This is a genomic window from Mesorhizobium sp. M1D.F.Ca.ET.231.01.1.1 (genome assembly GCF_003999155.2).
Taxonomy (GTDB): domain Bacteria; phylum Pseudomonadota; class Alphaproteobacteria; order Rhizobiales; family Rhizobiaceae; genus Mesorhizobium.
On the sequence record NZ_RZOZ02000001.1, the window covers coordinates 652,752 to 679,553 of the forward strand.

General features: G+C 63.4%; 21 protein-coding genes and 1 tRNA gene. 12 read left to right on the forward strand and 10 right to left on the reverse strand.

What is annotated here, in order from left to right:
• Positions 1-105 precede the first annotated feature (105 nt).
• Positions 106-600 (reverse strand): hypothetical protein, encoded by a 495-nt coding sequence (locus EN874_RS03275; protein WP_127424034.1) that lies wholly within the window; start codon positions 598-600, stop codon positions 106-108.
• A 55-nt stretch (positions 601-655) separates the two neighbouring features.
• Positions 656-1,651: a GTP 3',8-cyclase MoaA gene (gene moaA, locus EN874_RS03280; RefSeq protein WP_127424035.1), complete on the reverse strand. Its 996-nt coding sequence runs from the start codon at positions 1,649-1,651 to the stop codon at positions 656-658.
• Between the two features lie 195 nt (positions 1,652-1,846).
• Here moaA and EN874_RS03285 point away from each other — a divergent pair, with 195 nt between their 5' ends.
• Both EN874_RS03285 and EN874_RS03290 read left to right on the forward strand, forming a co-directional pair.
• The gene (locus tag EN874_RS03285; protein ID WP_059188601.1) at positions 1,847-2,200 is read left to right on the forward strand and encodes a DUF971 domain-containing protein; all 354 of its coding nucleotides are present in this window, start codon (positions 1,847-1,849) and stop codon (positions 2,198-2,200) included.
• Between the two features lie 95 nt (positions 2,201-2,295).
• A complete protein-coding gene (locus tag EN874_RS03290) occupies positions 2,296-2,907 on the forward strand; it encodes a pyridoxamine 5'-phosphate oxidase family protein (RefSeq protein WP_127424036.1) in 612 nt (203 codons plus the stop codon).
• 54 nt (positions 2,908-2,961) lie between these two features.
• Here EN874_RS03290 and EN874_RS03295 read toward each other — a convergent pair whose 3' ends face one another.
• The gene (locus tag EN874_RS03295) at positions 2,962-3,414 is read right to left on the reverse strand and encodes a MarR family transcriptional regulator (protein WP_127424037.1); all 453 of its coding nucleotides are present in this window, start codon (positions 3,412-3,414) and stop codon (positions 2,962-2,964) included.
• A gap of 47 nt (positions 3,415-3,461) precedes the next feature.
• Between EN874_RS03295 and EN874_RS03300 the strand changes: the two genes are divergently transcribed.
• Positions 3,462-4,370, forward strand: a complete 909-nt coding sequence (locus tag EN874_RS03300) for an alpha/beta hydrolase (protein ID WP_127424038.1) — start codon at positions 3,462-3,464, stop codon at positions 4,368-4,370.
• Between the two features lie 56 nt (positions 4,371-4,426).
• Here the strand turns inward: EN874_RS03300 and EN874_RS03305 are convergent, their stop codons facing one another.
• Positions 4,427-4,828 (reverse strand): rhodanese-like domain-containing protein, encoded by a 402-nt coding sequence (locus EN874_RS03305; RefSeq protein ID WP_127424039.1) that lies wholly within the window; start codon positions 4,826-4,828, stop codon positions 4,427-4,429.
• Positions 4,829-5,130: 302 nt separating this feature from the next.
• Between EN874_RS03305 and EN874_RS03310 the strand changes: the two genes are divergently transcribed.
• On the forward strand, positions 5,131-6,990 hold the full coding sequence (locus EN874_RS03310; RefSeq protein WP_127424040.1) for a murein L,D-transpeptidase: 1,860 nt from the start codon (positions 5,131-5,133) through the stop codon (positions 6,988-6,990).
• Positions 6,991-7,072: 82 nt separating this feature from the next.
• On the opposite strand, the gene EN874_RS03315 is transcribed toward EN874_RS03310, so the two are convergent.
• Positions 7,073-7,558 carry a hypothetical protein gene (locus EN874_RS03315; RefSeq protein ID WP_127424041.1) on the reverse strand — a complete coding sequence of 162 codons (486 nt, stop codon included), beginning with the start codon at positions 7,556-7,558 and terminating at the stop codon, positions 7,073-7,075.
• A gap of 90 nt (positions 7,559-7,648) precedes the next feature.
• Positions 7,649-7,909: a PepSY domain-containing protein gene (locus EN874_RS03320; protein ID WP_126089234.1), complete on the reverse strand. Its 261-nt coding sequence runs from the start codon at positions 7,907-7,909 to the stop codon at positions 7,649-7,651.
• 410 nt (positions 7,910-8,319) lie between these two features.
• On the opposite strand from EN874_RS03320, the gene EN874_RS03325 reads away from it, so the two are divergent.
• Entirely contained in the window at positions 8,320-10,101 is a 1,782-nt protein-coding gene (locus EN874_RS03325; protein WP_127424042.1) for an adenylate/guanylate cyclase domain-containing protein, read from the forward strand.
• A 120-nt stretch (positions 10,102-10,221) separates the two neighbouring features.
• On the forward strand, positions 10,222-14,562 hold the full coding sequence (locus tag EN874_RS03330; protein ID WP_127424043.1) for a cytochrome P450: 4,341 nt from the start codon (positions 10,222-10,224) through the stop codon (positions 14,560-14,562).
• A gap of 16 nt (positions 14,563-14,578) precedes the next feature.
• On the opposite strand, the gene EN874_RS03335 is transcribed toward EN874_RS03330, so the two are convergent.
• The gene (locus EN874_RS03335) at positions 14,579-15,265 is read right to left on the reverse strand and encodes a Crp/Fnr family transcriptional regulator (protein WP_127424044.1); all 687 of its coding nucleotides are present in this window, start codon (positions 15,263-15,265) and stop codon (positions 14,579-14,581) included.
• A 601-nt stretch (positions 15,266-15,866) separates the two neighbouring features.
• Here EN874_RS03335 and EN874_RS03340 point away from each other — a divergent pair.
• The 3 genes from EN874_RS03340 (at position 15,867) to EN874_RS33570 (ending at position 21,347) form a co-directional block, all read left to right on the forward strand.
• Positions 15,867-19,526 (forward strand): S8 family serine peptidase, encoded by a 3,660-nt coding sequence (locus EN874_RS03340; RefSeq protein ID WP_127424045.1) that lies wholly within the window; start codon positions 15,867-15,869, stop codon positions 19,524-19,526.
• 58 nt (positions 19,527-19,584) lie between these two features.
• Complete coding sequence (locus EN874_RS03345) at positions 19,585-21,036, forward strand: MBL fold metallo-hydrolase (protein ID WP_127424046.1); 1,452 nt, start codon at positions 19,585-19,587, stop codon at positions 21,034-21,036.
• Positions 21,037-21,176: 140 nt separating this feature from the next.
• Entirely contained in the window at positions 21,177-21,347 is a 171-nt protein-coding gene (locus tag EN874_RS33570; protein WP_168247347.1) for a hypothetical protein, read from the forward strand.
• An 86-nt stretch (positions 21,348-21,433) separates the two neighbouring features.
• Here EN874_RS33570 and EN874_RS03350 read toward each other — a convergent pair.
• Both EN874_RS03350 and EN874_RS03355 read right to left on the reverse strand, forming a co-directional pair.
• Positions 21,434-21,508, reverse strand: a tRNA-Val gene (locus tag EN874_RS03350).
• A gap of 126 nt (positions 21,509-21,634) precedes the next feature.
• Positions 21,635-22,315 (reverse strand): phosphoglycolate phosphatase, encoded by a 681-nt coding sequence (locus tag EN874_RS03355; RefSeq protein WP_126089240.1) that lies wholly within the window; start codon positions 22,313-22,315, stop codon positions 21,635-21,637.
• Positions 22,316-22,467: 152 nt separating this feature from the next.
• Here EN874_RS03355 and rpiA point away from each other — a divergent pair, with 152 nt between their 5' ends.
• The 3 genes from rpiA to gor all read left to right on the forward strand — a co-directional run bounded on the left by rpiA (position 22,468) and on the right by gor (position 25,294).
• The gene (gene rpiA / locus EN874_RS03360; RefSeq protein ID WP_127424047.1) at positions 22,468-23,199 is read left to right on the forward strand and encodes a ribose-5-phosphate isomerase RpiA; all 732 of its coding nucleotides are present in this window, start codon (positions 22,468-22,470) and stop codon (positions 23,197-23,199) included.
• Positions 23,186-23,785, forward strand: coding sequence for a DUF2059 domain-containing protein (locus EN874_RS03365; RefSeq protein ID WP_127424048.1), 600 nt, complete (start codon positions 23,186-23,188; stop codon positions 23,783-23,785). Before rpiA ends, EN874_RS03365 begins: the two co-directional genes overlap by 14 nt.
• Positions 23,786-23,905: 120 nt before the next feature.
• Entirely contained in the window at positions 23,906-25,294 is a 1,389-nt protein-coding gene (gene gor, locus EN874_RS03370) for a glutathione-disulfide reductase (protein ID WP_127424049.1), read from the forward strand.
• Between the two features lie 61 nt (positions 25,295-25,355).
• Here the strand turns inward: gor and mgtE are convergent, their stop codons facing one another.
• Complete coding sequence (mgtE, locus tag EN874_RS03375) at positions 25,356-26,720, reverse strand: magnesium transporter (protein ID WP_127424050.1); 1,365 nt, start codon at positions 26,718-26,720, stop codon at positions 25,356-25,358.
• Positions 26,721-26,802 lie beyond the last annotated feature (82 nt).

A 26,802-nucleotide genomic window follows, 5' to 3' on the forward strand; every position in this document is an offset into this window, starting at 1 on the left:
CCCCTCGAGCGAAAATCGCTCGTGAAGGCTAGGCTGGAACGGAGCGGCGGTAAATCGGGCGGAGGTCAGCGCGACAGGTTTATTTTGCAGCGCGCCGCGCTTGCCTCAGGGGCCGCGCAGGCTGGCGGCGATGGCGCCGCTCAGCGGATCGTATTTCGGCTTGAGCGACGAAGGATATTCGATCCAGACGCTGCGAATGACGCCGTCCTTTCCGAACAGGCGACGCTCGTAGAAGACCTTGTCGCCTTTGATGCCGGACAGCACCGCCCAGTTCTTGCCGGTCTTGCTGTAGGTGATCTTGTAGCCTGGTCCAGTGTTTGCCGTCTCGGCGGCGACGAAGCCCTTCGGCGTATCGTTGTTGATGTTGTAGATGCCGGAGCAGGTCAGGCTGGCGCCGTCGACCGCGCTCCATTGCTGCCCATCGCCATTCTCCGGTTCCGCTTCGGTGATGCTGAATACCTCGTCGGGGAACGTGCAGGAGGTGCCGAAGCGCGCATTGACGTAGGTGAATGGCTTCGCGATCGCCGTCGTCGCTGCAGTCGTCAGCAACGATAAGGCGACCGCCACAGGCGCGCCCTGGATGAGATGAAAACGCGTCATGGTGCCCCCAAAGGTCAGTGACCACAGGTGATCTTGCACCAATCCTTGGGAAAAATCAGCCGCCGGTGACGCTCATATGGCGCGACACGGAGGGACGGCTGGTGCGGCGATCGATGATGAAATCGTGGCCCTTGGGCTTGCGCCCGATCGCCTCGTCTATCGCTTCGCTGACCAGTTCGTTGCCTTCGGACGCACGCAACGGCGCCCTGAGGTCGGCGGCGTCCTCCTGGCCGAGGCACATATAGAGCGTGCCCGTGCAGGTCAGCCGAACGCGGTTGCAGCTTTCGCAGAAGTTATGCGTCATCGGCGTGATGAAGCCGAGCCTGCCGCCGGTCTCGGAAACATGGACATAGCGGGCAGGGCCGCCGGTCTTGTAGGGGATATCGGTCAGCGTGAACTGGCGCTCCAGCGAGGCGCGCAGCAGCGACAGCGGCAGGTATTGGTCTGTGCGGTCGGCGTCGATCTCGCCCATCGGCATGGTTTCTATGACGGTCAGATCCATGCCGCGGCCATGCGCCCAGCGCAGCATCTCGGGGATTTCGGCATCGTTGAATTCGCGCAGCGCCACGGCGTTGAGCTTGACCTTCAGGCCCGCGGCCCGCGCGGCGTCGATGCCTTCCATGACCTTGCCGAGATTGCCCCAGCGGGTGATCTGGCGGAATTTGTCGGCGTCGAGCGTGTCGAGCGAGACGTTGATGCGCTTCACCCCGCAGTCGGCAAGCTCAGCGGCAAAGCGCGAGAGCTGCGAGCCGTTGGTGGTGAGCGTCAGCTCCTCCAGCGCGCCGCTCTCAAGATGCCGCGACAGCTGGCGCACCAGATGCATGATGTTCTTGCGCACCAGCGGCTCGCCGCCGGTAAGCCTCAGCTTGCGCACACCCTTTTCGATGAAGACGGTGCAGAGCCGGTCGAGTTCCTCGAGCGACAACAGATCTTTCTTCGGCAGGAAGGTCATGTCCTCGGCCATGCAATAGGTGCAGCGGAAGTCGCAGCGGTCGGTGACCGACACGCGAAGGTAGGTGATCGTGCGACCGAATGGGTCGATCATGTTCATGCTCAAACGCTTCCGTGGCCGTGAACGGGTTCGTTATATACGGCTATGTGATACGATCCAGCCCGACATTCAAGATAGAAGGTCTTGATCTTTGGCAACATTCCCTGACCGACATGGTATGTCGGCTGCCTCGTATGGCCTTCCCGCGTCGCGCGAAGCGGCGTAGGGAAGGGGCCATTTCACGCAGGACCAAGCATGACGGCGCCGAAGGAACTGAGGGTCTCCAAAGACCGCAAGCTGCTCACCGTGACCTTCCCGGATCACCAGCCGTTCGAGCTGCCGGCGGAATTGTTGCGCGTTGCCTCGCCCTCGGCGGAGGTGCAGGGCCATTCGCCGGAACAGCGGGTGACCGTGCCCGGCAAGCGCAACGTGGCGATCCTCAAGATCGAGCCGGTCGGCAACTACGCCGTGCGCATCACCTTTGACGATTTCCACGACACCGGCATTTTCACCTGGAACTATCTTCATACGCTCGGCCACGAGAAGGAGGAACGCTGGAACGCCTATCTCGCCGAGCTTGCCGAGAAGGGTCTCAGCCGGGATCGCTAGCCCGGCGGGGTGGAAATCGAATTTCGGGTGACCGGCTGTCGTCAGGCGTCATGGACGTGGCGTAGCGCCGGCAAAAGGTCAGGAGGCGAAAAAAGATGTCGCTCATCAATTCGGTCGAACAGCTCGAGGCCCTTTACGGGCTGCCCGGCGAGGCCTCGATCGTCAAGGAACTCGACCATGTGATTCCCGAATATGCCGCCTTCATCGAGGCCTCGCCCTTCGTGGCGCTCGCGACCAGCGGACCGGAAGGGCTGGACTGCTCGCCGCGCGGCGATCTCGCCGGCTTCGTGCGCCTCGTCGATGAAAAGACGCTGATGATGCCCGACAGGCGCGGCAACAACCGCGCCGATTCGCTGAAGAACATCATTCGCGATCCCCGCGTCGGGCTGCTGTTCCTGGTGCCCGGCTCCGGCACGACGCTGCGTGTCAACGGCCGTGCTCACATCACCACCGATGCCGAGCTTTGCGCCTCCTTCACGGTCGAAGGCAAGCCGGCGCGGTCGGTCACGGTCGTCGCCGTCGACACGGTCTATTTCCAGTGCGCCCGCGCCATCGTGCGCTCGGAGCTCTGGAACCCGGCGAAGCACGTCGATCCGAAGTCGCTGCCGACGCCCGGCCAGATCCTCGAGATCACCAGCCGCAAGAATATCGACGGCGAGACCTACGATCGGCAATGGCCTGAGCGGGCGAAAAAGACGATGTGGTAGACGTGTTGATTTCGGGCGAGGCCTGAAATCTCAACACGCCTGGACAGGGGTCGGTCAGGCTTCCTTGAGCACATCGGCGATCTTGCGCATCTGCTCGCCGATCATGTCGCACTGTTCCGCCGTCGACTGGCTCATCGCCTTCTCGATCAGCGCCATGTGCACCTTCAGTGCCCGCATCAGCAGCGCCTCGCCGGCTTGGGTGAGGTTCAGCCGCAGCACGCGCTTGTCCTTCTCGTCGCCTTCGCGGCGCAGCAGGCCGCGACTTTCCAACTGCGGCAACAGCATGGTGATGTTGGAGCGGCCGACAAGCAGCTTGCGGGCGAGGTCGTGCTGCGACATGCCGGGGTGGCGGTAGAGATTCATCAGCACGTCGAGTTGCGCCGGCTTCAAGTCGAGCGGCGCGAGCTTTACCGCGAGCGTGCGCTCCAGCACATGGCATGCGCGCGCCACTGCAACCCAGTTGCGAAAGTGCGGATTGTCCCAGGGCAGCTCTTGCTTAATGTTCATGTTTGAACTATTATGTTCATGCTTGAACGAATGGATGGACCGCCACTATGGCATCATTTGGATTGAAGGTCATCCGGGGCGTGTTCGGCGCGGCCGAGCATGTCGCGCCGCGTCTCAGCGGCCGCGCCGCGTTCGAATTGTTCTGCCGCACGCCAAACGTCAAGGCCTTGAGCGATGGCGAGCGCCGCGCCGTCGAGCGCGCCGCCGGTTTCATGGCCGAGGCGCGGCATCACCGTTTGAAAACCAGGACGGATTGCGTTGCGGTGCATGAGTTCCGGCCCGAGCCGGGCAGGGGCTCTTGCGGCACAGTGCTCGTCATCCATGGCTGGCGCTCGCGCACCGAATACATGCGCACGATGATCGAGGGATTTCGCGGCGCCGGCTACAAGGTCGTCTCGCTCGACCTGCCAGGGCATGGCCATTCGCTCGGCCGGCATCTCAACATGGTCACCGCGGTCGACGCGGCACGGGTCGCCGGCGAGTGGTTCGGCCCGTTTGTTGCTGCTGTCGGCCATTCCTTTGGCGGCGCTATCGCCGCTAACGCCGTCGCTGCCTCCGTGAAAGGCATGCCGCCATTGGCGGCGCAAAAACTGGTGCTGATCGCCGCGCCCAGTTCCATGCCCGCGATCTTCGATGACTTCAGCCGCATGCTCAATGTCGGGCCGCGTTCCCGGGTCGCCATGGCGGATCGGGTCAAACACCTCTCGGGGCGGCCGCTCAGCGAATTCACCGGCGACCGCCAGCTTGCCGAGGTGCCGGTGCCGACGCTGATCATCCATGCGCCGGACGATCGCGAAGTCCATGCCGATCATGCCAGGCGCTATGCGGGCGCCGGCGAACATGTCAGCCTGCATTGGGCCGACGGGCTTGGCCATCGCCGCATCCTCGCCGACAAGGATGTCGTGGCGCGCGCCGTGGGCTTCGTCACGGGGGAACGCCAGTCGGCGCTGCATTGAAAAAAGTTGCAGGGCAAGCCTGCTGCGATCCTCCGTCCGGAACCGCGAAAAACCGGTCAGTCGAGTTTCTTCTTCTGACCCGGCTCGACCGGCAGGCCGGCGGCCTTCCAGGCGGTGTAGCCGCCAAGGATGTGCTTGACCGGCGTGAGGCCCATGTCCTGCGCCGTCTTGGTTGCCAGCGCCGAACGCCAGCCGCCGGCGCAGAAGAAGACGAAGGTCTTGCCCGAGGCGAAGAACGGCTTGTGGTAGGGGCTTTCGGGGTCGATCCAGAATTCGAGCATGCCGCGCGTGACATGCTTGGCGCCTGGGATCTTGCCGTCGCGCTCGACCTCGCGAGGATCGCGCAGATCGACGAAGATCGTGCCATCGTCCTCCAGCAGCCCGGCCGCTTCCTCAGGCGACACTACCTCGATCTCGGCATTCGCCTCATCGAGAAGTTCGCGATATCCCTTCTTCACTGCATATCCTCCGGGCCTCGCATGGGCCATCCAGATTTCGAGCACAATCCTCGCTGCTTGTCACGCCATCGCCAGTTCCGCCACGGTGTGGCGCAGCAACGCAAGCATGGCGGGTACCGGGCGGGGGGCGCAGCGGCCGTCACGATGATGTGAAACCGTTCTGCAACAGACCCGTCGAAATTTATGGAAGCTTAACGAAATCGGTATGAATCAGTATAGTTGCGCCTTACATCCGCCATCCGGTGGGTGAGATCGTTTTAGCGGCGCGGAACGGAACCGGTGACAACCGGAGCGGGTGATTCATGAAATTCCTCGGAAAAAGACAAGCCGTGCTGCCAGTCGCGATCGCTGCAACGCTTGCTATCGGCATGCCGCAGGCCAGCGCCCAGGGGCTGTTCGACATGCTGTTCGGCGGCGGCATCCGGCATAATCCCCCAGGAGATTTTCCGCCGCCGCCGAAGCCGCGAAGGATGCAGCCCAGCGTCAGGATCAGCAGCCCGACCTACAACACCTACAGGGCCGACAAGCTCGCGCGTGTCGACTTTAAGTCGCTGCTGCCGGCTCCGCCGCCCGCGACCGCGCAGGACGCAGCCTTTGTGCCGTCCGTGACCGGAAGCGCGTTTCGCGACGCGCTGGCAGGCCTGAGCGACTATGAACTGTTTGCCGAACCGGACATCGCCAAGGCGCTCATCGCCTACTATTCGGCCAATCCTGATTTCATCTGGGTGACGGGGGATGCACCCAACACTCGGGCTCAGGATGCCGTCCGGGTGCTTGGCGAGGCGGCGAGCTACGGCCTGACGCCGGCCGACTATTCCGTCGATGTTCCGGCGACCGCGACTGCCGCGACACCGGAAGAGCGGACCAAGGAACTGGTCCGCTTCGAGATGGCGCTGTCGGCGCGCGTGCTGCGCTATGCCCATGACGCCCAGAGCGGCCGCGTCGACCCGAATCGCATGACCGGCTATTACGATTTCCCGGCCAAGCCGCTCGATCTCGAGGGCGTGCTGAAGACGCTGGCGCACACGCAGGAGGTGCGGACCTACCTCGAATCGCGGCACCCGCAGAACCCGGAATACCAGGCGCTGCGCGTCGAACTGGAATCGCTTGAGGCGAGCGAGGAGAACGAGATCGTCGTCGATCCGAAGCTGCTGCTCAAGCCCGGCGAAAGCAGCCCCGAGCTACCCAAGCTTTTGACGCTGATTGCCCGCAATCTCGATGACGAGATGGGCAGCGACTACGGCGAGGTCCTTGCCAGGCTTGGCAAGAGCGAGGTTTACGACCCCGAACTAGTGCCGGTGATCAAGGCGGTGCAGAAGCGGGCCGGGATGAAGGGCGACGGCGTCATCGGCCCGCGCACGGTCGCCTCGCTTGCCGGAACCTCCAAGGCCGACAAGATCGAGAAGGTCCGGGTCGCGCTCGAAGAGCTGCGCTGGCTTCCCTCCGACCTTGGCAGCCCGCGCGTATTCATCAACCAGCCGGCCTTCACCGCGAGCTACATCGACAATGGCGAGGAGAAGCTGAAGACCCGCGTGGTCATCGGCAAGGTCACCAACCAGACCGCCTTTTTCTACAACCAGATCAAGCAGGTCGATTATCATCCCTACTGGGGCGTGCCGCAGTCGATCATCGTCAACGAGATGCTGCCGCGGCTTCGCAGCGATCCGGGCTATCTCGATCGCGCCGGCTACGAGGTGACGGATTCGCGAGGCAATCAAATCCCGTCGGCCGCGGTCGACTGGGGTGCCTATGGCTCCAAAGTTCCCTTCAGCGTGCGTCAGCAGCCAAGCGAGGCCAACGCGCTCGGAGAGCTGAAGATCCTCTTCCCCAACAAGCACGCCATCTACATGCACGACACGCCGCAGAAGTCTTTCTTCGAGCGCGACATGCGCGCGCTGAGCCACGGCTGCATCCGCCTGCAGGATCCGCGCGGCATGGCGGCCGCAGTGCTCGGCACCTCGGTCGACTATGTCGCCGAGAAGCTGAAGCACGGCCATTCGACCGAAAATGTCACGCGCGTCATCCCGGTCTATGTCGCCTATTTCACCGCTTGGCCCGACATGTCCGGCAAGGTCGAATATTTCGACGACGTCTACGATCGCGATTCGAAGCTGATGCAGGCGCTGGATGCGACCGAAGCGGTGCGCGCGCCGTCAAGCTAAAGCATGCCTCCCGAAAGCGGGACCCGGTTTCGGGACAAGACATGCTTGAAATCAACTTAAAGCAGATCGTGTGACTCTTTTTTCAAGCGACATGCCTTAAGCGTTCGACGAGCGGACGCCTGAAACCGGCGTCGCGTCCGGCAATCAGCCAATAGACGAAACCAGCCACCAGCCCGGCCGCGGCAATGATACTGAGGTCGGCCCAGCGTTCCGGATCGTCCGGCGCATCCGGCCAGAGCAGCATGAAGCCGGCAGCCGCGGCCGCGCCGCCGAACAGCATGTGCAGCCAGAAGCTCCGCAGCGAGAAGAACTCGGCGATCAGGGCAAAGACCAATGTCTGGATGCTGGTGACCACGATCGTCAGGAAATAGACGAACATGCCGAGAGGCGGCACGACCAGCACCGCGACGGGCGTGAACTGCATCAGGTCGAAATAGGTTGGAGCGTTGGGCAGGGCGCTCAGCGCCACGTAGATCACGACCAGCGCGATCAACCCGACGAGCACTGCGACCAGATAGCCGGCGAGCACCATCAGGATGCGCTTCAGGACGTAGCCAACCATTGCCATGCACCCCCGTGCCCGCAATCATGGCGCGCAGTCAGCCATCAAACGCGCGTCGACGCAAGTTCCGACACGGCTTGCAATCTGCTGGGATGCCTACTTCGGTTCGCCGGTCACCGGGTCATAGGTGATTTCGACCTTGGCCCGGTCGGTCGTGTAATAGGTGACGGTATAGCCGTCGCTGCTCCAGTCGACCTCCTTCACATATTGGAAGTCGTTCCGCTTCTCGACCTGGGCGACGATTTCCGAGAGCTTCTTGGCATTTTGCGGCGGCATCGCCTGCCCGTCGGCCGCGAAAGCCGATCCGCCGATAACGAAGAACGCAATGCCACTTGCCAAAACAACTACAGCGCGCATGACTGCCCCTCAATCTCGTGTTGGCATGAACGCGCTGAAAACTCGAATCCCCGCCGGTTGGTTCCGCCACGGTCAGGCAACGCCTTGCTCCACGGCTGGTCCGCGACCCGTCGGCGCCGCCTTCATTCGCGAAAGCTGAAATAAATAAAACTTCGAGATTCCAACAGGTAAAGAGGTTTCCGCGACATGGGGCTTCAGGTAACGAAGGGCTAACTATGGGTTGGGCCGAAACCGCGTTCCATTAGCTGTTCGTGGTAGAGCTTTTTGCCAGACCCTGTTAGAGTTCGAACCAACAGGGTGGCAACGGCGCGCCGAGCCTGCCGGGGAACCTTTCCGTCGGCAAACGGCGAAGTGTTTTGAGAGCGGAAGTCGCCTGTTCTGGACCGAAAACAGGGACCGGGGGCTCGACCATGGCTGAACGGAACTATACCCGTCAGCTTGCGACAATCATTTCTATCGACGCCGTAGGCTTTTCGCGGCTGATGGGCATCGACGACGAACGCGCCGTCGCGGCGTTCGAGGAGCGGCGCGATATCATCACCGACAGCTGCGCCGCCTTTGGCGGCCGCACGTTCGGTGTTGCCGGCGACAGCATCATGGCCGAATTCGGCAATCCGATCGAAGCCTTGCGCGCGGCGTTCGACTTCCAGGACCGGATCATGGCGCTCAACTCCTCGTCCGCCGAGGAGATGCGCATGCCGTTCCGCGCCGGGATCAACACCGGCGACGTCATCGTCCGCGAGGGCCGTCTCTATGGCGACGACGTCAACATCGCCGCCCGTCTCCAGGAATTCGCTCCGCATGACGGCCTCGCCATTTCGGAGACGACCTGGCACCACGTGAAGGACAAGACGGCGGCAGTTTTCACCGACCTCGGCGAGTTCATGCTCAAGAACATCGCCCTGCCGGTGCGCGTCCTGATAGCCGGGCGCGGCGGCAACGGGGCGACAATGGCTGCTCCCCTGGCTGCCTTCCCCTCCGCGTCCGGCCCTTACAAACCCGTCCCCAAGGGACCGCCGGCAATCGCGGTGCTGCCGTTTCAGGGCAACGGCAGCGAGCCCGATATCGGCTACATGGCCGATGGCGTTGCGGAAGACATCATCTACGGCTTGTCCAATACCCGCTGGCTTTCGGTGATCGCCAAGGGCTCCAGCTTCCAGTTCCGCGACGACGGCCTTGGAACCAGGCTCATCGGCAACGCGCTTGGCGCGCGCTACATCGTCAGCGGCACGCTGACGGGTTTGGGCGGGCAGATCCGCCTCAACGCCTCGCTCACCGATACGTCGAACGGGCGCCTCGTCTGGTCGCAGCGCTTCGACCGCGACCTGGTCGACATCTTCAGCCTGCGCGACCAGATAGGCAGCGAGATCGTCTCGATACTCGACAAGGAGGTCGACCGGGCCGAGCAGGTGCGGACCTTCCAGGTGCCGTGGGAAAGCCTCGAGACCTGGCAACTGGTGCGGCGGGGCCGCTGGCACATGAACAGGCGCACGCGCAAAGACACCGAGATCGCACTTGAATTCTTCGACAAAGCCTTTCAGGAAGATCCGAATTCCAGCGCCGTGCTGAACGAGCTGGCATGGTGGTACTTCTGGCGGGCATGGCTCCGCTTTGGCGACAGCGACGACCTGGACAAGGTCGAGACCTTCGCGCGCAAGGCGCTTCTGATGGACAGCCTCGACGCACGCCCGCACGCCTATCTCGGCGCGGCCGACATCATGCGCGGCCTGCCGGCGTCGGCCGCAGAGCATCTCATCGAAGCGATCCACATCAATCCGAGCTTTGCCTTCGCCCGCTCGGCGATGGGCAGCGCGCGCCTGCTGCTCGGCGACGCCGAAGGCGCGATCCCGTTTTTCCAGGATACCGAGCGGCTGAGCCCGTTCGACCTCTACCGCTTCCACAATCTCGGGGAACTGGCCGCCGCATACTGCTTCGTCGAGGACTGGCCGGCGGCCATTGCCATAGCCTCACGTTCGCTCAACCTTTCGCCGGGCTACTTCTACGCCAGGTTCCTCAAAATCGGCGCCTTGATGCGGAGCGGCCGCCACGACGAGGCCGAGCGGGAGCTCGCCATTTTCGCGACCAGGCATCCGGATTTTTCCGAGCAGAGGATTCGCTGGATACCGTTCGTCGACGCTGCGAAGAACAACTTCCTGATCGCCAATTTCGATCTAGCCAAGTCGATCGCGTGACCGCCAGCGCCGAAGGACAGACGATTGTGAAAAAATTCACATACGCCGGGACGAAGCAAACCTAGGCCAAGGGATGGCCGGCATCGCAGTGACGTTGACAGCCGGGGGGCTCGAACGCGCATGATCAGGTGGAAGTACTTCAAGGGCATATGCGAGGCCCAGAAAAAACAGGGTCCGGTGTCGGCAATGCCGCCATTCGACCTCGGCAGGCTGCGCACGAAGGGAGTGTTGTCGCGCATCGTCGAATTCTTTCTTCGGGATCATCCCCTCTGGGGACTGACCTTGCTGCGGCGCTTCCACCCGAACCTCGCCATAGGCCGCAGATTTCTCCTCGTCACCAAGGGAGTGGATGTCCGCGACATACTGGAGCGCGGCGACGAGTTCGAGACGCCTTACGGGTCGGAGATGACCGAGCTGGCGAGGGGATCGAACTTCATTCTCGGCATGCAGGACAGCGCCGCCTACCGGCAGATGAAGTCGGCCGTGCTCAGCGCCTTTCCGCCGTCGGAAGTCGAAGCCGCCGTGAGGCCGATCGCCGAGCGCCATTCGCATGACATCATGACCCGTGCCAGCCCCGGTTTCGATGCCGTTGCCGGATTGATGAAGATCGTGCCGGTGCGCATCTGCCGCGATTATTTCGGCCTCGAGATCGACGACGAGACCGAATTCGCCGACTGGTCGATCGCGCTCAGCGCACTGTTCTTTTCCGATCCGATGGCCAATGCCACGACGCGCCAGCTCGCGGTGGTCGGCGGCGACCGCCTGATCAAGGTCATCGATCGGTCGATCGCCGCGATCAGGAACCGGCAGGAGAGAGACGACCGGCCGCTGGCGCGGCTTGTCGCCCAACTCGATCAGAAGCGTCTGTCGCTGCCCGACATCCGTTCCATCATGCTCGGCATGATCGCCGGCTTCGTACCGACCAACGTGCTTGCCGGAGGCAATTGCCTGGACGTGATCCTGTCGCGCGCCGACGCGCGGCAGGCGGTCGATGCGGCGCTTGCGGAGAACAGCATCGACAAGCTCGACCGGGCGGTGCTCGAAGCCATGCGCTTCAAGCCGATATGGATCGGGCCCTGGCGCTACACCAGGCGCGACGCGGTGATCGGCCAGGGCACGCGCCGTGAGCGACTAGTCAAGGCCGGGACGGTCGTGATGCCGGCGACGCTGTCAGCCATGTTCGATCCGGAAATCGTGCAGCGGCCAAACGAGTTCGACACCTCGCGGCCGTATCGCGACTATATGGTTTTCGGCCACGGCATTCATCTTTGCATCGGCGCCGAGATCGCGCGCATTCAGATCGGCGAATGCGTTCGCGCGCTGTTCAGCAAGCCAAAGCTCAATCGCGTCCGGGGCAGGGCCGGCAAATTAGGCTTTGTCGGCGCCTATCCGGCGAACCTCAAGGTCGATTTCGAGCGCTCGCCGCTTTGTCGCACGGTCGACCAGTCGATGGTGACGGTGGTCTGCCCGATCAACCGCGCCGTGCCGCTGGACGCCGTGCGCTACAAGGTCGAGGCGCTCGGCAATCCAGCCATCGACGAACTCAAGGACGCGCTCAACGGGGTCGGCACGATTCATTTCGCCAGCCTGGCAGTCGCCGCCACCGGCAAGGACGAGAAATCGAGCTTGGAGACCGGGGCGCTCGTATTCGAAATCTCCGGCGACGGCAGCACCGATGACGTCATTGGCGCCATCACGCAAGCCATTGGCCACCAGCTGCGGCCGATCTTCAGGGAGGCGTGCGGGTTGCGGGACGGCGGCTCGCTGGAGGGATTCCTAAAGAAGCATCACATCGCAATATCGCCCTCTTTCGGCAGCGCGGCAGGGCTGGTCTTTGCCGGAACTCCGGGGCATTCGGTCCGGCGCATCAAGGCTGAACAGGAGCTGTTCGAAGCTGTGCGGGGCGTCGTCGAGCGACCGCGCAGTGGCATAGGCGATGCTCCCGCGGTGCTTGCCGAGGCGCGCCAGCGTCTGCGGTTGCTGGAAACATTCCCCTGGGCATTCGAACCGGCCGAAAGTCTGCTCGAGAAACCGCCAGGCAGCTGGCGTCGGGCATTTGGCGCGACGTTCCTTGCGCCGCCGGTGTTTGCAGGCGTTATCGCGCTCTGGCTCGGCTGCGCTTGGCTGACTTATGCGCAAGTGTTCGAAAATCCAGTCGGGTTCGACCTGCGCAGCATCTTCATCGCCGGCATCTCGCTGTTGCTGAGCGCGCTTGGAATACTGGCATCCGCCGCGCTCCTGCTTGCGCTCTGCTTCTGGGCGCTGCGATACCTGGAGGACAAGGATCGGCCGGAGACCACATCGATCGACATATCTTCCCTGAAAGAGATCCTCGCCAAGGAGGACCATGCGGCGCAAAACAATCTGACCGCGATTTCGACGATGAAGGCCGGCGCCTTGAGACGCCTGGCGCTCAGGCTTTCCTTTTACCTGATCTCGATAGGGGCGCAGAAAGCTTTCAGGCCAGGCTTCCTCAACACCATCAACACCATCCATTTCGCCCGTTGGATATTGCTGCCCGGCACCGACAAGCTGATGTTCTTCTCCAACTACGGCGGCAGCTGGGAAAGCTATCTCGAGGACTTCATAGCCAAGGCGGCGGCTGGCTTGACAGGCGTCTGGAGCAACACCAAGGGCTATCCGCGCACGCGCTGGCTGTTTCTCGACGGCGCGCGCGACGGCGACCGCTTCAAGCGCTGGGCGCGGCGCCAGCAGGTGCCGACGCTGTTCTGGTACTCGGCCTATCCCGACCTCAACACTGGGCGTATCCGCATCAACTCCCGGATACGGCGTGGCATTGCATCGGCCATCGGCAACGAGGCCCGCGACTGGCTGAGCCTGTTCGGTTCGCTGCAGCGGCCGGCGGCCGAGAAAACCACGGTCGAAAAGACCACCTCGCTGCTGGCCAACTTCAATTCCGCCTTCCCGACGCCTCTCGAACAGCAACTGGAAACCGGGGAGATCCAGACCATCGTCTTCGGCCCATTGGGCGCGCTTGCCATAGGCCATATGCTGGCGATCCAGGTGCCGGACAACCTGCAGTCGGGAGCCCGCAAGGCATGGCTGGATTTCGTGCTCAAGCGGACAACCTTCGGCGACGGCGTACCGGCCGATCGGGCCATGATCGTGGCTTTCGGCCCTTGCGGGCTCAGACACCTCGGCCTGCAGGGCAATGTCGACGACGATCCGCTCGATACCTTCCCGATTGCCTTCCGGCACGGCATGGGCAACCCGGAGCGCAGCCGCATTCTCGATGATACCGGTGGCGATGGTCCGGAAAAATGGGAATGGGGTTCGCCCGACAGGCGTATAGACGCGGTCATCGTGTGCTACGCCAGGCTGCAAGAAACACTGGAGACGGATGTAGCCGCGGTGAAGCGAGAGACGGCGGGCGCGGGAATGACGATCGTCGCCGAACTGCCGCTCATCGTCAATCGCGAGCCGAAGAAGGATCCCGCATCCTCCCGTGCCGCCAAGAAGGACGGCGAGGCCGCCAAAGACGCCACCAAAAATGACGGCAAGCCGCAGCGCGAGCGCGCCTATGAGCACTTCGGCTTTGTCGACGGCGTTTCCCAGCCGGTCATCCGGGGCACGTCACGCGCCAACAAAGGTGTCGCACCGATGCATCTTGTCGCGCCGGGCGAGTTTCTGTTCGGCTACCGCGACGAGCACGGCTTTTATCCGTCCTCTCCTTCCGTCTCGGCCGCACAGGACCAGACTGGAATCCTGTCGCAGGTGCGCCGCAGCCGTCAAATTCCAGGTCTGCCGCCGCCGCCGCGCGACTTCGGCCGCAACGGCTCCTTCCTCGTCGTGCGGCAATTCGAGCAGCATGTCGATCGCTTCGACGCTTATTGCGTCAAGGCCGCCGCGACCGCTGCGGGCGAGACGAAAAACCCGGCCATCACGCAAGACTGGGTTGCCGCCAAGATGCTCGGCCGCTGGCAGAACGGCAGTTCGCTGGCGCGCAATCCTGACCGCCCGGGCCGTGCCATAGACAATGACTTCGCGCTCGGTGCCGAGGATCCGCAAGGACATCATTGTCCTCTGGGTTCCCATGTACGCCGCTCCAACCCGCGCGATTCGCTGGGGGAGGATCGCGAGACCCAGATTCAGATCGGCAAGCGCCACCGCATTCTGCGCGTCGGTCGCACCTACGAGAAAAAGAATAGGGGCGGAAAGGTCGAAAAAGGTCTGCTCTTCATGTGCCTCAACGCCGACATCGAGCGCCAGTACGAGTTCATCCAGCAGACCTGGGTTTCGTCCACCTCGTTCCAGGGGCTGGTCGCCGAGAAGGACCCGATGATCGGGACGCAAGAAGGCAGCCACGGCCGGTTCTCGATCCCGTCATGGGAAAAGGTCACGGTGCTTGAGAACATGCCGCAATTCGTCACCACGAAGGGCGGCGGCTACTTCTTCATGCCGAGCCGGTCCGCGCTGCGCTACCTGATTTCGCGGCTCTGATTCGGGTCGATAGCGTTCAGTCGTCGTCCTGCGAATCGGCGATGTGGTTTAGCGCGGCGGCATTGGTGATGCGCAGCCCGCCGCGTTTGATGGCGATCATGTGCCGGTTGCGCCAGTCGTTGAGCGTCTTGTTGACGGATTCACGCGTCGCGCCGAGGAACTCGCCGAGCTCCGATTGCGAGATCGGAACCCAGCCGGCGGAGTCGGCCATGACGCCGCTGAGGAACACCAGCCGCTTCGCCAGCCGGGCCTCGATGCCGAAGAAGGCCTGGTCGCCGAGCTCTCCGCTGATCCAGCGCAGCCGCGTGCACAGGAGTTCGATCATGGCGCGCGCCAGCGGTGGATTTTTTTCAATACGATCAAAGAGTTGCGTCCGGCTGAGCGAAACCAGCTCGCATGCGGTGAGGCAGATGGCGGTCGCCGTGCGCGGGCGTCCGTCCAAGGCGCCGATCTCGCCGACGAGGCTGCGCGACAGCTCGATGTTGGCCACCAGCTTCTGTCCGCCCGGTGAATAGAGCGAAATTTCCACCGTGCCGCTCATCACGCCGTAGATGCGGTCGGACGTGTCCTCCTGAACGAACAGGTGCTGACCGGCGGCATAGCGTTCGACCTTGCAGCCGCTGAATAGCAGATCGAACTGACGCGGATCGATCCGCGCCAGACGCGGCAGGCTGCTCCTGTCGTCTGCGCCGGCTGTGGACATGGTGCGATTCCGCCTCTCGTTGAGCGGAAATTGTATGACAAGTGCGTGCTCGATCAAGGCCTGGTCTCCTTTCGTGGCGATTACGGCAACACACGACGGCCTTGGAGATCGAGCGCCAGACGTGCGCTGCCGGCATGGAATTTAGCCGGCAACTTCCCTTGCAACGGGAATCGGAGCGCGCTGGCGGACGCGAACCGATCTGCGAAACGCCGTCCGCGCGCGTGGCGGGAGGTGACCGACGCGCGCGAACAGCAAATCTGAAAATGGCTAGGTGATCGAAATTCCCTGCCGAGGACCGACCCATTTCCAGGTCCGGAAGCCATACGAGCCCGTGCATTTGAAGCAGAAGCCAGTGCCACCCGGTGCGATATCTGTGCGTGAAGTGCGCCCGGCGTATGTGAAGGCGATCACAGAAGCGCTTGTCGGCCGGCGCGATTGTCATTTGGCGAATGTATGTTTCAGGCAACAAGAAGATGATGCCGAAACACAACCGACATGATTGCCTAGTTGGCAAATAGATCGATCGAATCATGGTTTGAAAACTTGGCTTGACTGGAATTGACAGCCGACGCCATGATTCCATTTGCGGGGAGGGGGTGCGATGGCGGCAAAGGGGCTCCTGGTCAAGGTTCGCGGCGATGGCGCCGGGCTTGCGGCGCAAGGCCGGTCGCTGGGCATCGGGGGCATCCAGGCCGAACCGATCCTGACTCTGCCGCCTGACTACGGAGCAAACCTCGGCGCTGCGGAGGGGCGTGGAGCGACCTGGCTACGTGTTTCCACCACGGCGACAAGCTCGGACAATCCCTGGGACGATGCTCATAAATTCGTGTCCCGCGGCGGAGGTCTCGCAGCGGCTGGCGCTGAAGTGCTGGCGGTTGAGCCCGATATCGATCAGCCATGGGCCTACAAGAACGGCAGCGGCGACCGTGGCATGGCGGCGAGCGCCAGCCCTGCCTGCACCTTCGACGATCAGGACTCTCGCGGCGGCCAGGCGGTTGTCGGGGACGGCGTCGCCTGGAACGCCGGGCCGAATTTCAGCCAATTCGCGGCCGCCCGCGCCAGAGTAGGCGCCAAGCAGACCAACATCACCATCGCTCATCTCGATACCGGCTTCGATCCTGGCCACTGCACCTTGCCGGTCGGACTTCTCGCGACGAAGCAGCGTAATTTCGTCGACGACGGCACCGGGCCGAACAATGCGACCGATCATGCGCCCGCGGGTACGCTCACCAGCAACCGCGGCCACGGCACCGGCACGCTCAGCCTGCTTGCCGGCAACAAGCTCGACGGCACGTCGCCGAATTGGCCGGGCTTCACCGATTTCGTCGGCGGATCTCCGCTGGCAAAGATCCTGCCGGTGCGCATCGCCAACTGGGTGGTGCGCCTGACCACTGGTACCATGGTGCAAGGCATCGACTATGCGCGCCAACAGGGTGCACAGGTGCTGTCGATGAGCATGGGCGGCCTCACCTCGCAAGCGCTGGTGGATGCCGTCAATCTCGCTTATGACCACGGCCTGGTCATGGTGACCGCAGCCGGCAACAACGTTACCGTCACGCCGCGCAGCATCGTCTATCCCGCTCGGTATAACCGCGTGCTGGCCGCATGCGGCGTGATGGGCGACGGCCGCGCCTATTCCGGCCTCGACCTCGGCACCATGCAGGGCAATTACGGGCCGCCGTCGAAGATGAAAACGGCGCTCGGCGCCTACACGCCGAACGTGCCCTGGGCGGAGATCGACTGCGCCAAGGTTGTCGACATGGATGGCAACGGCACGTCGGCTGCAACGCCGCAAATCGCGGCAGCCGCTGCGCTTTGGCTGGCCGAGCACTGGGACGTCGTGAAGACCTATTCGCAGCCATGGATGCGCATCGAAGCCGTGCGCTTCGCACTGTTTTCAGCGGCGCTGAAGTCGACCGCGGCGATGGGCAAGGCCGAGACGGCCGAAAAGATCGGCCAGGGCGTGCTAAGGGCGGATGCGGCGCTCGCCGTCATGCCGCGACCGGAGAACAAGCTCACGAAATTGCCGCCGGCAAAATATTCGTGGGACTGGCTCGATTTCATCACAGGAAGCAATTCGCTGGCGCCGGTGGCGCCTCAGCAACGCAAGATGCTGGCGCTCGAACTGACCCAGATGGCGCAGCTCTATCCATCGGTCGACCTGGCGATCGCCGACCCGGACGCAGATCCGAAGGCGATCTCGGCTGCAGCGCGCAATCGCTATCTGGAAGCCGCGCTGGACGAGGGCAATCCGTCGAAGCCGCTCAGAACCTTTCTCGAGGGCGTCCTGGCGAGGCTTGGTGCCAAAGCTGCAGCCGCGGCCACGCCGCCAAAGGCGGCGGCGGTGCCCATCAAGCGCAAGCCGCCGCATCCGCTGCCGCCGCCAAACCGGCAGTTGCGCATCTACGCGCTGGATCCCTCCATCGCCAAGCAGCTCGATTCGGTATCCGTGTTTCAGGCGACCATTTCGGTGCCTTGGGACGATGATCCCTCAAGCGGTCGTGCGTTGCTGCCCGGCCCAATAGGCGAGTATCTGGAAGTCGTCGACATCGATCCCGCGTCCAACCGGGTCTATGACCCTGTCGATCTCAATGACAAGACCTTGCTCGCCCAGGACGGATTGCCACCTTCGGAAGGCAATCCGAAATTCCACCAACAGATGGTCTACGCCGTCGCGATGACCACCATTGGCCATTTCGAGCGCGCCTTGGGGCGTCGCGCGCTTTGGGCCCCGCACTATGCCGGCGGCGACGGCCGCAGTCGCGGGATGGAGGTGAAGGCGCTCGAGGTGCCACGGCTGCGTATCTATCCTCATGCGCTGCGCGCCGGCAACGCCTACTACAGTCCAGACAAGAAGGCTTTGCTGTTCGGCTATTTCCCGGCCGAGAGCAAGGACGGCGATGTCACCACGCCGGGCACGACCGTCTTCTCATGCCTGTCGAGCGATATCATCGCCCATGAGATGTCGCATGCGCTGCTCGACGGGCTGCACCGGCATTTCGAGGAAGCCTCCAACCCGGACGTGCCGGCGTTTCATGAGGCCTTCGCCGACATCGTCGCCCTGTTTCAGCACTTCACCCTCAGGGAACTGGTCAGTTTCGGGATCGCCAGAGGAGGGGGCAAGATTTCAGCCGAGACGCTGCTGTCCGGCATCGCGGCGCAGTTCGGTGAAGGCAGCGGCCGCTCTGGCCCGCTGCGCGATTACGTCAAAGACCCCTTCGACTATGCCAAGACCTTCGAGCCGCACGATCGGGGCTCGATCCTCGTCTTTGCCGTCTATCAGGCGTTTCTGGCGATCGTCGACCGCCGCACGAGCGACCTGATAAAGCTGGCTACCGGCGGAACAGGCGTGCTGCCGGCGGGCAGCCTGCATCCCAGCCTGGTCGAACGCCTCACGGACGAGGTTGCCAAGATTGCCGAGCAGATGCTGAGAATGTGTATTCGCGCTCTCGACTATTGCCCAGCCGTCGACATCACCTTCGGCGAATATCTGCGGGCCCTGATCACGGCCGATATCGACGCCTTTCCCGACGATCCGCTCCACTATCGCCTGGCGTTCATGGAATCCTTCCGCAAGCGCAAGCTTCTGCCGCGCGATGTGCGCACGGTGTCGGAAGAGACGCTTGCCTGGAACGCGCCGGAGGAAGCCAAGCCGAGCTGGCTGCGCGCCGCCATATCCAAGATAGACCTTGGCTGGAACCAGAAACTCAAGCGCTCGGATATCTTTACCCTCAACGAAAAGAACCGCCGCGCGCTGTGGCGGGAGATGCACCGCGCCTTTGCGGCAAATCCCGACGATTACAAACAGTTCGGGCTGCTGCCCGATCTGCCACGCTACAACAAGAACGGCGGCGTGCAGCACAGGGTGGCCAAGGGCGAGACGACTTTCGACATCCCCAGCGTGCGGCCGACCCGCCGGATCGAGCAGGACGGCTCGTTCCGCACCGAGGTCATCGCTGTCATACAGCAGCGTGTTCCGATTGGTCTTGACGGGACGCCGAAGCTGGATGGCGTGAAGCCTGGCGAAAACTTTGTCTGGTTCCGCGGCGGCGCGACGATCATCATCGATCCCCGCCAGGATCAGGAAGAGATCCGTTATTCGATCATCAAGAACAGCGGCAGCCGAGAAAGGCAAAAGCGCCAAGCCGAAACAGCGACCGCGAACTACTTGTCGCCGCTGCGGGCGCTCTATTTCGGCAAGGGCGTTTCAGAACCTTTCGCCATGCTGCATGCCAGCGAGGGGGACGACGACCATGCCTAGGAAGCCGGCGCGTCGCACAACGTCGGGGACAGCCGCCAACTCCGCGGCGGGTCGCGCCATGACTGTGCGGCATTATTGCCAGGGCATCGGCGATTGCCATCTGCTGACCCTGCCAAAGCCGGACGGTTCACTTTTCCGCATCCTCATCGATTGCGGTATCCATGTGTCCATCAAGGGCGGCTCGAAGCTGATCGCTGACATTGTCGCCGATATCAGAACCGAGACGAAGGGCGAGATCGACGTTCTCGTCGTCACCCACGAGCATTGGGACCACGTATCGGGCTTCCTGACCTCCAACGATCTGTTCAAAGGCTTCAGGATCAAGGAAGTCTGGATGGCATGGACCGAAAACGGCGCCGATCCGGAAGCCGCCGAGATCGACAAGTTCAAGGCCAGCGCGCTGACCGCATTGCAGAGCGCAAGCCGGAAGCTGGACGCGGAGCGCGCGCTCACTCCCCATGTGGCAACCGTTCGTTACGGTCTGCAGTCCGTCCTCAGTTTCCAGTTCGGCGCGGCCGGCGAAAGAGTGCGCGCCGCGCGCGATGCGGCGGCCAGGCTTTCAACCAGGCAGCCCTGCTACTTCGAACCGGGCGGACCGCTGCCCCAGGTTCCCGATTTGCCCAATCTCAAAATCTACGTGCTCGGTCCGCCGCGCGACAAGGCGGCGCTTCGGCTCGAGGAAAAGGCCGGCGAAATGTATCCGCTCTCCTCAGGAGGGCCAAGCGCGCGCGCGCTCGCCGCCGGGCTTGCGGTGAACGAGAGCCCTGATGGAACCTATGTGGACGAGCTCAGCCCATTCGAGCGCAATATCGGCACCGAGCTTTCGGCGGCGTTGAACGGCTACAAGGGAGACGACGGGGCGTTCGACATCGGCGCCTTTGTCCGCGATCATTACGCCGGGCCTGTTGCCAACGCCACGCCCACGGAGGGCCTCGACCAGTCCTGGCGCCGCATCGACGCCGACTGGATGGGAATTGCTGCCGACCTCGCGCTGCAGCTCGATCGTGGCGTCAACAACACCAGCCTGGTGCTCGCCTTTGAATTCATTGACACCGGCCACGTCATCCTGTTCCCCGGCGACGCCCAGATCGGCAATTGGCTGAGCTGGAAGGATCTGAAATTCCAGGTGGCTGAAAAGACCGTCACGGCAGCGGACTTGATGGCGCGCACGGTGTACCTGAAGGTTGCCCATCACGGCAGCCAGAACGCCACACCGCAAAAACAGGGCTTGGAGCTGATGACCAGCACCGATCTTTCGGCCTTCATTCCCACCAGCAGGATCGACGCTCAAAACGTTCATTGGGGCGCCATGCCTTACGATCCGATCCTGAGCGCGCTCATGGCGAAGACCAGCGGTCGCGTCATCCGCGCTGACGATCCCTGGCTGGCGAAAGCGAATGGGAAGCCAGCCTTCGCTTCGCCATCGGGCTCGATCCTGGCGGTGCGCAGCGCGCCGCGCGATCCTGCCCGTGGGCCGGGTGGGCTGTGGGTCGAGGTGGATCTGGTTTAGAAATGCCGGGCCTCGCTGCGCACCAAAAACCGCGTTGTTTGGCGCGTGCTTCAGGGCCGATTGCGAAAAATCGAAAACCGCTCTATGGAGCGAGGGGCTGAATGAGGGCGGCCATTCAACACATTGCACAAGGTCGCTCCATGCCCGACGAATTCTCGCGCGTCATCGCATTTCTTGCCGTGGTCATGGCCCTGCTGTTCGCAGGGATTCATTTCCATCACGGCAACATCCTGGCCACGCTCTATTTCATGACCGGCGCCATCCTGGTGACTGCGGTGACGCATTTGAGCGTGCGCAGAGGGCTGATCTGAGCACCGCGTCTGGTGCCACCCGCCTGTTGGCAAAGATCTTCAAGGGATTTCGTCGCGGCCAGAACATCCAACTTCAGAAGGTTGGATGGTGGGCGATGCAGGGATTGAACCTGCGACCCCACCCGTGTGAAGGGTGTGCTCTCCCGCTGAGCTAATCGCCCGCCTGTGGCCCGAAGGCCGAAGCGAGCCGCGATATAAGGGAGGCGGGTGCGCTAAGTCAAGGCGATGTGCCGACGATCTGCCGCGGTTTGTTTGTGATTTCCCGCGGGCTCGATCCGGCCCGCAGTTCAGCGCGCCGCCGCGATCAATCGCTCTGCCAGTTCCGGCGTCAGCGCATCGAAATGAGAGATCACCAGCGTCGGCTCGAACTCGCGCACATGGCGGTCGGTATAGCCGAAATCGACGGCAACCACGGGGATGCCGGCGGCCTTCGCCGTGTCGATGTCGGTTTGCGAATCGCCGACCATCACGGCGCTGTGCGGGTCGCCGCCGGCCAGCCTGATCGTCTCGGTCAGATGGCGTGGGTCGGGCTTGCGGAAGGCGAAGGTGTCCTGGCCGCAGATCGCCGCGAAGTATTTGTCCAGGCCGAGCGCGCCGATCAGCGCCACGGAATTCGCTTCGTATTTGTTGGTGCAGACCGCCATCAGGTAGCCGGCGGCCTGGAAGCGGTCGAGCGCCGCGACGACGCCGGGATAGGGGCTCGACTTGCCCGGAATGTTGATCGTGTAATGGTCGAGGAAGAGTTTCAGCAGCCGGTCATGCTCTTCCGCCATCAGCGCCTTGTTCTGCGCCGCATGCGCGCGTTCGATCATGACGCGGCCGCCATGGCCGACGAAGCGCCTGAAGCCGGCTTCGTCGACCGCGGCAAGTTCGCCGGCCGCTAGGCTGTGATTGAGGCTGTCGAGCAGGTCCGGCGCGGTGTCGATGAGCGTCCCGTCGAGGTCGAACACGATGATCGGTCGAGTCATGGCAGTCCTGCAGCGATTGAAGTGCCGCAGCCGATACAAGCTGCGCGGCGGTCAAGCAAGCAGCCTCTATCGGTCCACAGGCAGAGCCTTTGACGGGGCAGGCAAAAATGCTAGGAGGCGCGCGAAACCAGCGAAATCGGGACAACATCGGCATGGATGCAAGACAGTTGAAGGTCGAGGCCGCGCGTGCGGCGCTCGGCCATGTCAGCAGCGGCATGCGGCTCGGCATCGGCACGGGCACCACCGCCGACGAGTTCGTCCGGCTGCTGGCCGAGAAAGTCGCGACCGGGCTTGCCGTCATCGGCGTGCCCACATCCGAGCGCACCGCGGCACTCTGCCGCGAGCTTGGCGTGCCGCTGTCGACGCTTGAAGAAACGCCCGAGCTCGATCTCACCATCGACGGCGCCGACGAGATCGACCCGGCGCTGACGTTGATCAAGGGCGGCGGCGGCGCACTCCTGCGCGAAAAGATCGTCGCCGCGGCTTCCCAGCGCATGATCGTCATTGCCGACCGGTCCAAGATGGTCGAGACCCTCGGCCGTTTCCCGCTGCCGATCGAGGTCAACAGGTTCGGCCTGCGCGCCACCGAGATCGCGGTCGGGGCGGCTGCGGCAAGCCTTGGCCTGGCCGGCCCGGTGACATTGAGGATGACGGGGGGCCAGCCATTTGTTACAGACGGCGGCCACTTTATCCTCGATGCATCTTTTGGCCGCATTCCGGATACAAGAGCGCTTTCGAATGCTCTCTTCGCCATTCCCGGCGTTGTCGAGCACGGTCTATTCATCGGGCTGGCGTCAACGGCCATCATCGCCGGCGGCGACGGCATCCAAACCGTCCATGCCGCCCGAAAACCAGGGAGTTCTATCGACCATGATGTTGCATAAACGGATTCGCCGCCTTTCGACGCTTCTGGCGGCCTCAGCCGTCCTTGCGCTGTCCTCGCCGGCGTTTTCGCAGGATATTAGCGAATCGCATCTCAAGGCCGCGCGGGCCGCAGTCGCGGCTATTCATGCCACGGACCCGTTCGACAACATCCTGCCGCAGGCCGCGGCCGCGCTCGAGAACCAGCTGATCCAGAAGAACCCCGACATGCAGGAGCTGATCGGCAAGACCGTCACCGAGAAGGCGCTCGGCCTCGCGTCGCGGCGCGCCGATCTCGAGAAGGAGGCGGCGCTGGCCTATGCCAAGGTGTTCTCCGAGAAGGACCTCAACGATATCGCCACCTTCTACAACTCCGATGCCGGCAAGAAGCTGCTCGACAGCGGCCCGGCGGTCACGCGCGACCTCGTGAAGGCGGCCGACATCTGGCAGAACGGCGTCGCCCGCGATCTCGCCCAGCAGGTCGGCGAGACTCTCGCCGCCGCCGCCAAGGCCGCTGCTCCGGCCAAGCCCGCGCAGGATGCCACAGCGCCCGCCGACGGTTCCGCTCCGGCCGATGGCTCGGCACCGGCGGATAATTCGCAGAATTGATCGCCAGTCTGCGCGGCGCAGCGCCGCTGGACCACAAAGCCCGGGTTTCCCCGGGCTTTTCTTTTGACCCCTGGCAGCCTACCTCTGACGCGTCCCTCTCATCTTGCAGGAGTCCATCCGATGGCCGGTTACGATTATGACCTTTTCGTCATCGGCGGCGGCTCCGGCGGGGTGAGGGCGGCCCGCGTTGCTGCCTCGCTCGGCAAGCGCGTCGCCATCGCCGAGGAATATCGCTACGGCGGCACCTGCGTCATCCGCGGCTGCGTGCCGAAGAAGCTCTATGTCTATGCCTCGCAGTTCCCCGAGCATTTTGCGGACGCGGCCGGCTATGGCTGGACGGTGCCCGAGGCGAGCTTCGACTGGCCGACACTGGTTGCCAACAAGGACAAGGAGATCACCAGGCTGGAGGCGATCTACAAGAGGAATGTGGATGGCGCGGGCGGCGAGACTTTCCATTCGCGCGCGGTGCTCGTGGACCAGCATGCCGTCTATCTGGTCGCCGAGGACCGCACCGTCACCGCGGACCAGATCCTGATCGCCACGGGCGGCAGGCCGGCCCCTCATCCGGCACTTTCCGGCCACGAATATTGCATCTTCTCCAATGAGGCCTTCGATCTCAAGGAGCTGCCGAAGGCGATCATGATCGAGGGCGGCGGCTACATCGCTGTCGAATTCGCCAACATCTTTCACGGGCTCGGCGTGGAGACCACGCTTGTCTACCGTGGCCAGGAGATCCTCAGCCGCTTCGACATGGACCTTCGGCGCTCGCTGCACGAGACGATGGAGAAGAAGGGGATCAGGATCCTCTGCCACGCGGTGTCCGAATGGGTGCGCAAGAACCCGGAAGGCAGGCTGGATGTGCTGCTTTCCAGCGGCCAGGCGCTGACGGTCGACCAGGTCATGCTGGCGATCGGCCGCATCCCGAATACTGAGAACATGGGGCTCGAGGGCGTCGGTGTGGAACTCGGCAAGACGGGCGCGATCGTCGTCGATGAATATTCCCGCACCAATATCGACAACATCTGGGCGATCGGCGACGTCACCCATCGGGTGCAGCTGACGCCGGTGGCGATTCACGAAGCGATGTGCTTCATCGAGACCGCCTTCAAGGGCAATCCGACATCACCTGACCACGACACCATCCCGACGGCCGTGTTCTCGCAGCCGGAAATCGGCACGGTCGGCCTGTCAGAGGATGAAGCGGTCAAGCGCTTCGCGGATATCGAGGTCTATCGCGCTTCCTTCCGTCCGATGCGGCACACGCTGTCGGGCCGCGACGAAAAGATGCTGATGAAGCTGGTGGTCGACAGCGCTACGAGAAAGGTGCTCGGCGCCCATGTTCTCGGTCCCGACGCCGGCGAGATGGCGCAGCTTCTCGGCATTCCGCTGAAGGCGGGGCTCACCAAGGACGATTTCGACCGCACCATGGCCGTCCATCCGACCGCGGCCGAGGAACTCGTCACCATGTACAAGCCGACCTACCGCGTGAAGAACGGCGAGCGCGTCTGAACACGGCGTTGCGGGAGCGGAACCGCCGCCGGCAAAGGCCGGCGACGGTGAGGACAGGGTTTTAAAGCAAGGTGCCGCGCATGATCACCAGCGCCACCGAGAAGTAGATGACCAGCCCGGTGACGTCGACCAGCGTGGCGACGAACGGCGCCGAGGCGCTGGCCGGGTCGAAGCCGATGCGCTTCAGCGCGAAAGGCAGCATCGAACCCGACAGCGAGCCGAAGGTGACGATACCGATCAGCGCCGCTCCCACGGTCGCCGCGATCAGCACCCAGTGCGGGCCATAGTCGTAGAAGCCGAAATACTGCCAGAGCGCGATGCGGCAGATGCCGACCATGCCGAGGATCGAGCCGAGCACCAAACCTGTCGGCAGCTCGCGCAAGGCGACACGCCACCAGTCGCGAAGGCCGATCTCGCGCAGCGCCAGCGCGCGGATCACCAGCGAGGTCGCCTGCGAGCCGGAATTGCCGCCCGAGCTCATGATCAGCGGGATGAAGAGGGTGAGCACGATCGCCTTCTCCAACTCGCCTTCATAGCTCTGCATGGCGTTCGCCGTCAGCATCTCGCTGAGGAACAATGCGCAGAGCCAGCCGGCCCGCTTCTGGATCATGGCGAGGAAGCCCATCTTCATATAGGGCTCGTCCAGCGCTTCCATGCCGCCGAAACGATGCACGTCTTCGGTCGTTTCCTCGACCATCGTGTCGATGATGTCGTCGATGGTCACGATGCCGAGGATCTTGCCGTGATCCACAACCGGCACGGCGAGCAGGTCGTATTTGGAGATCGTCTGCGCCAGCGTTTCGCGATCGGTCAGCGGCGTGACCGTCACCGGCACGCGGTCCGGCGCCACCGACAGGATCGAGTCCTCCGGCTCGCCGGTAATCAGCCTGCGCAGGCCCGTCGCCCGCAGCAGAAGCTGCGTCTCCGGATCGGTGATGTAGATCGCATAGACGGTCTCGCGGGTGCGCTCGACCTTGCGGATGTAGTCGAGCGTGCGGCCGACGCTCCAGTCCGAAGGCACGCTGACGAACTCCGTCGTCATGATCGAGGCGGCGCTCTCTTCAGGATAGCCGAGAATGGAAAGCAGCGTTGCGCGCAGCGGCGGAGCGAGCGCGCCAAGCAGTTCCGAGCGCGCAGGCTCATCCAGCTCGCGCAGGATGTCGGCGGCGCGGTCGACCGACATGGCGGTCAAAAGCTTGCTCGCCTTGGCGCGCGGCAGGGCTTCGGCGAGCTCCGGGGCGCTTTCGAGCTCCGGCTGGTCGAAGATCTCGACCAGCCGCTCGAACGGCACCGCGCAGAGCAGCTCGATCGCCGTCTCACGGGGTTCGTGGTTGAGGGCTTCGACGACGTCGGCGACGTGATCGTTGGCAAGAACACGGGCGACGGCGACCGCTTCGTCGTCCAATACGGGTGCGAATTCGTTCATGGCTCACTCCTTGCCATCCGGCAGGACGTGAGCCGTCAGGTCACGTCAAGGCGGACGGCGGTTGCGTTCGACTGTGACTGTC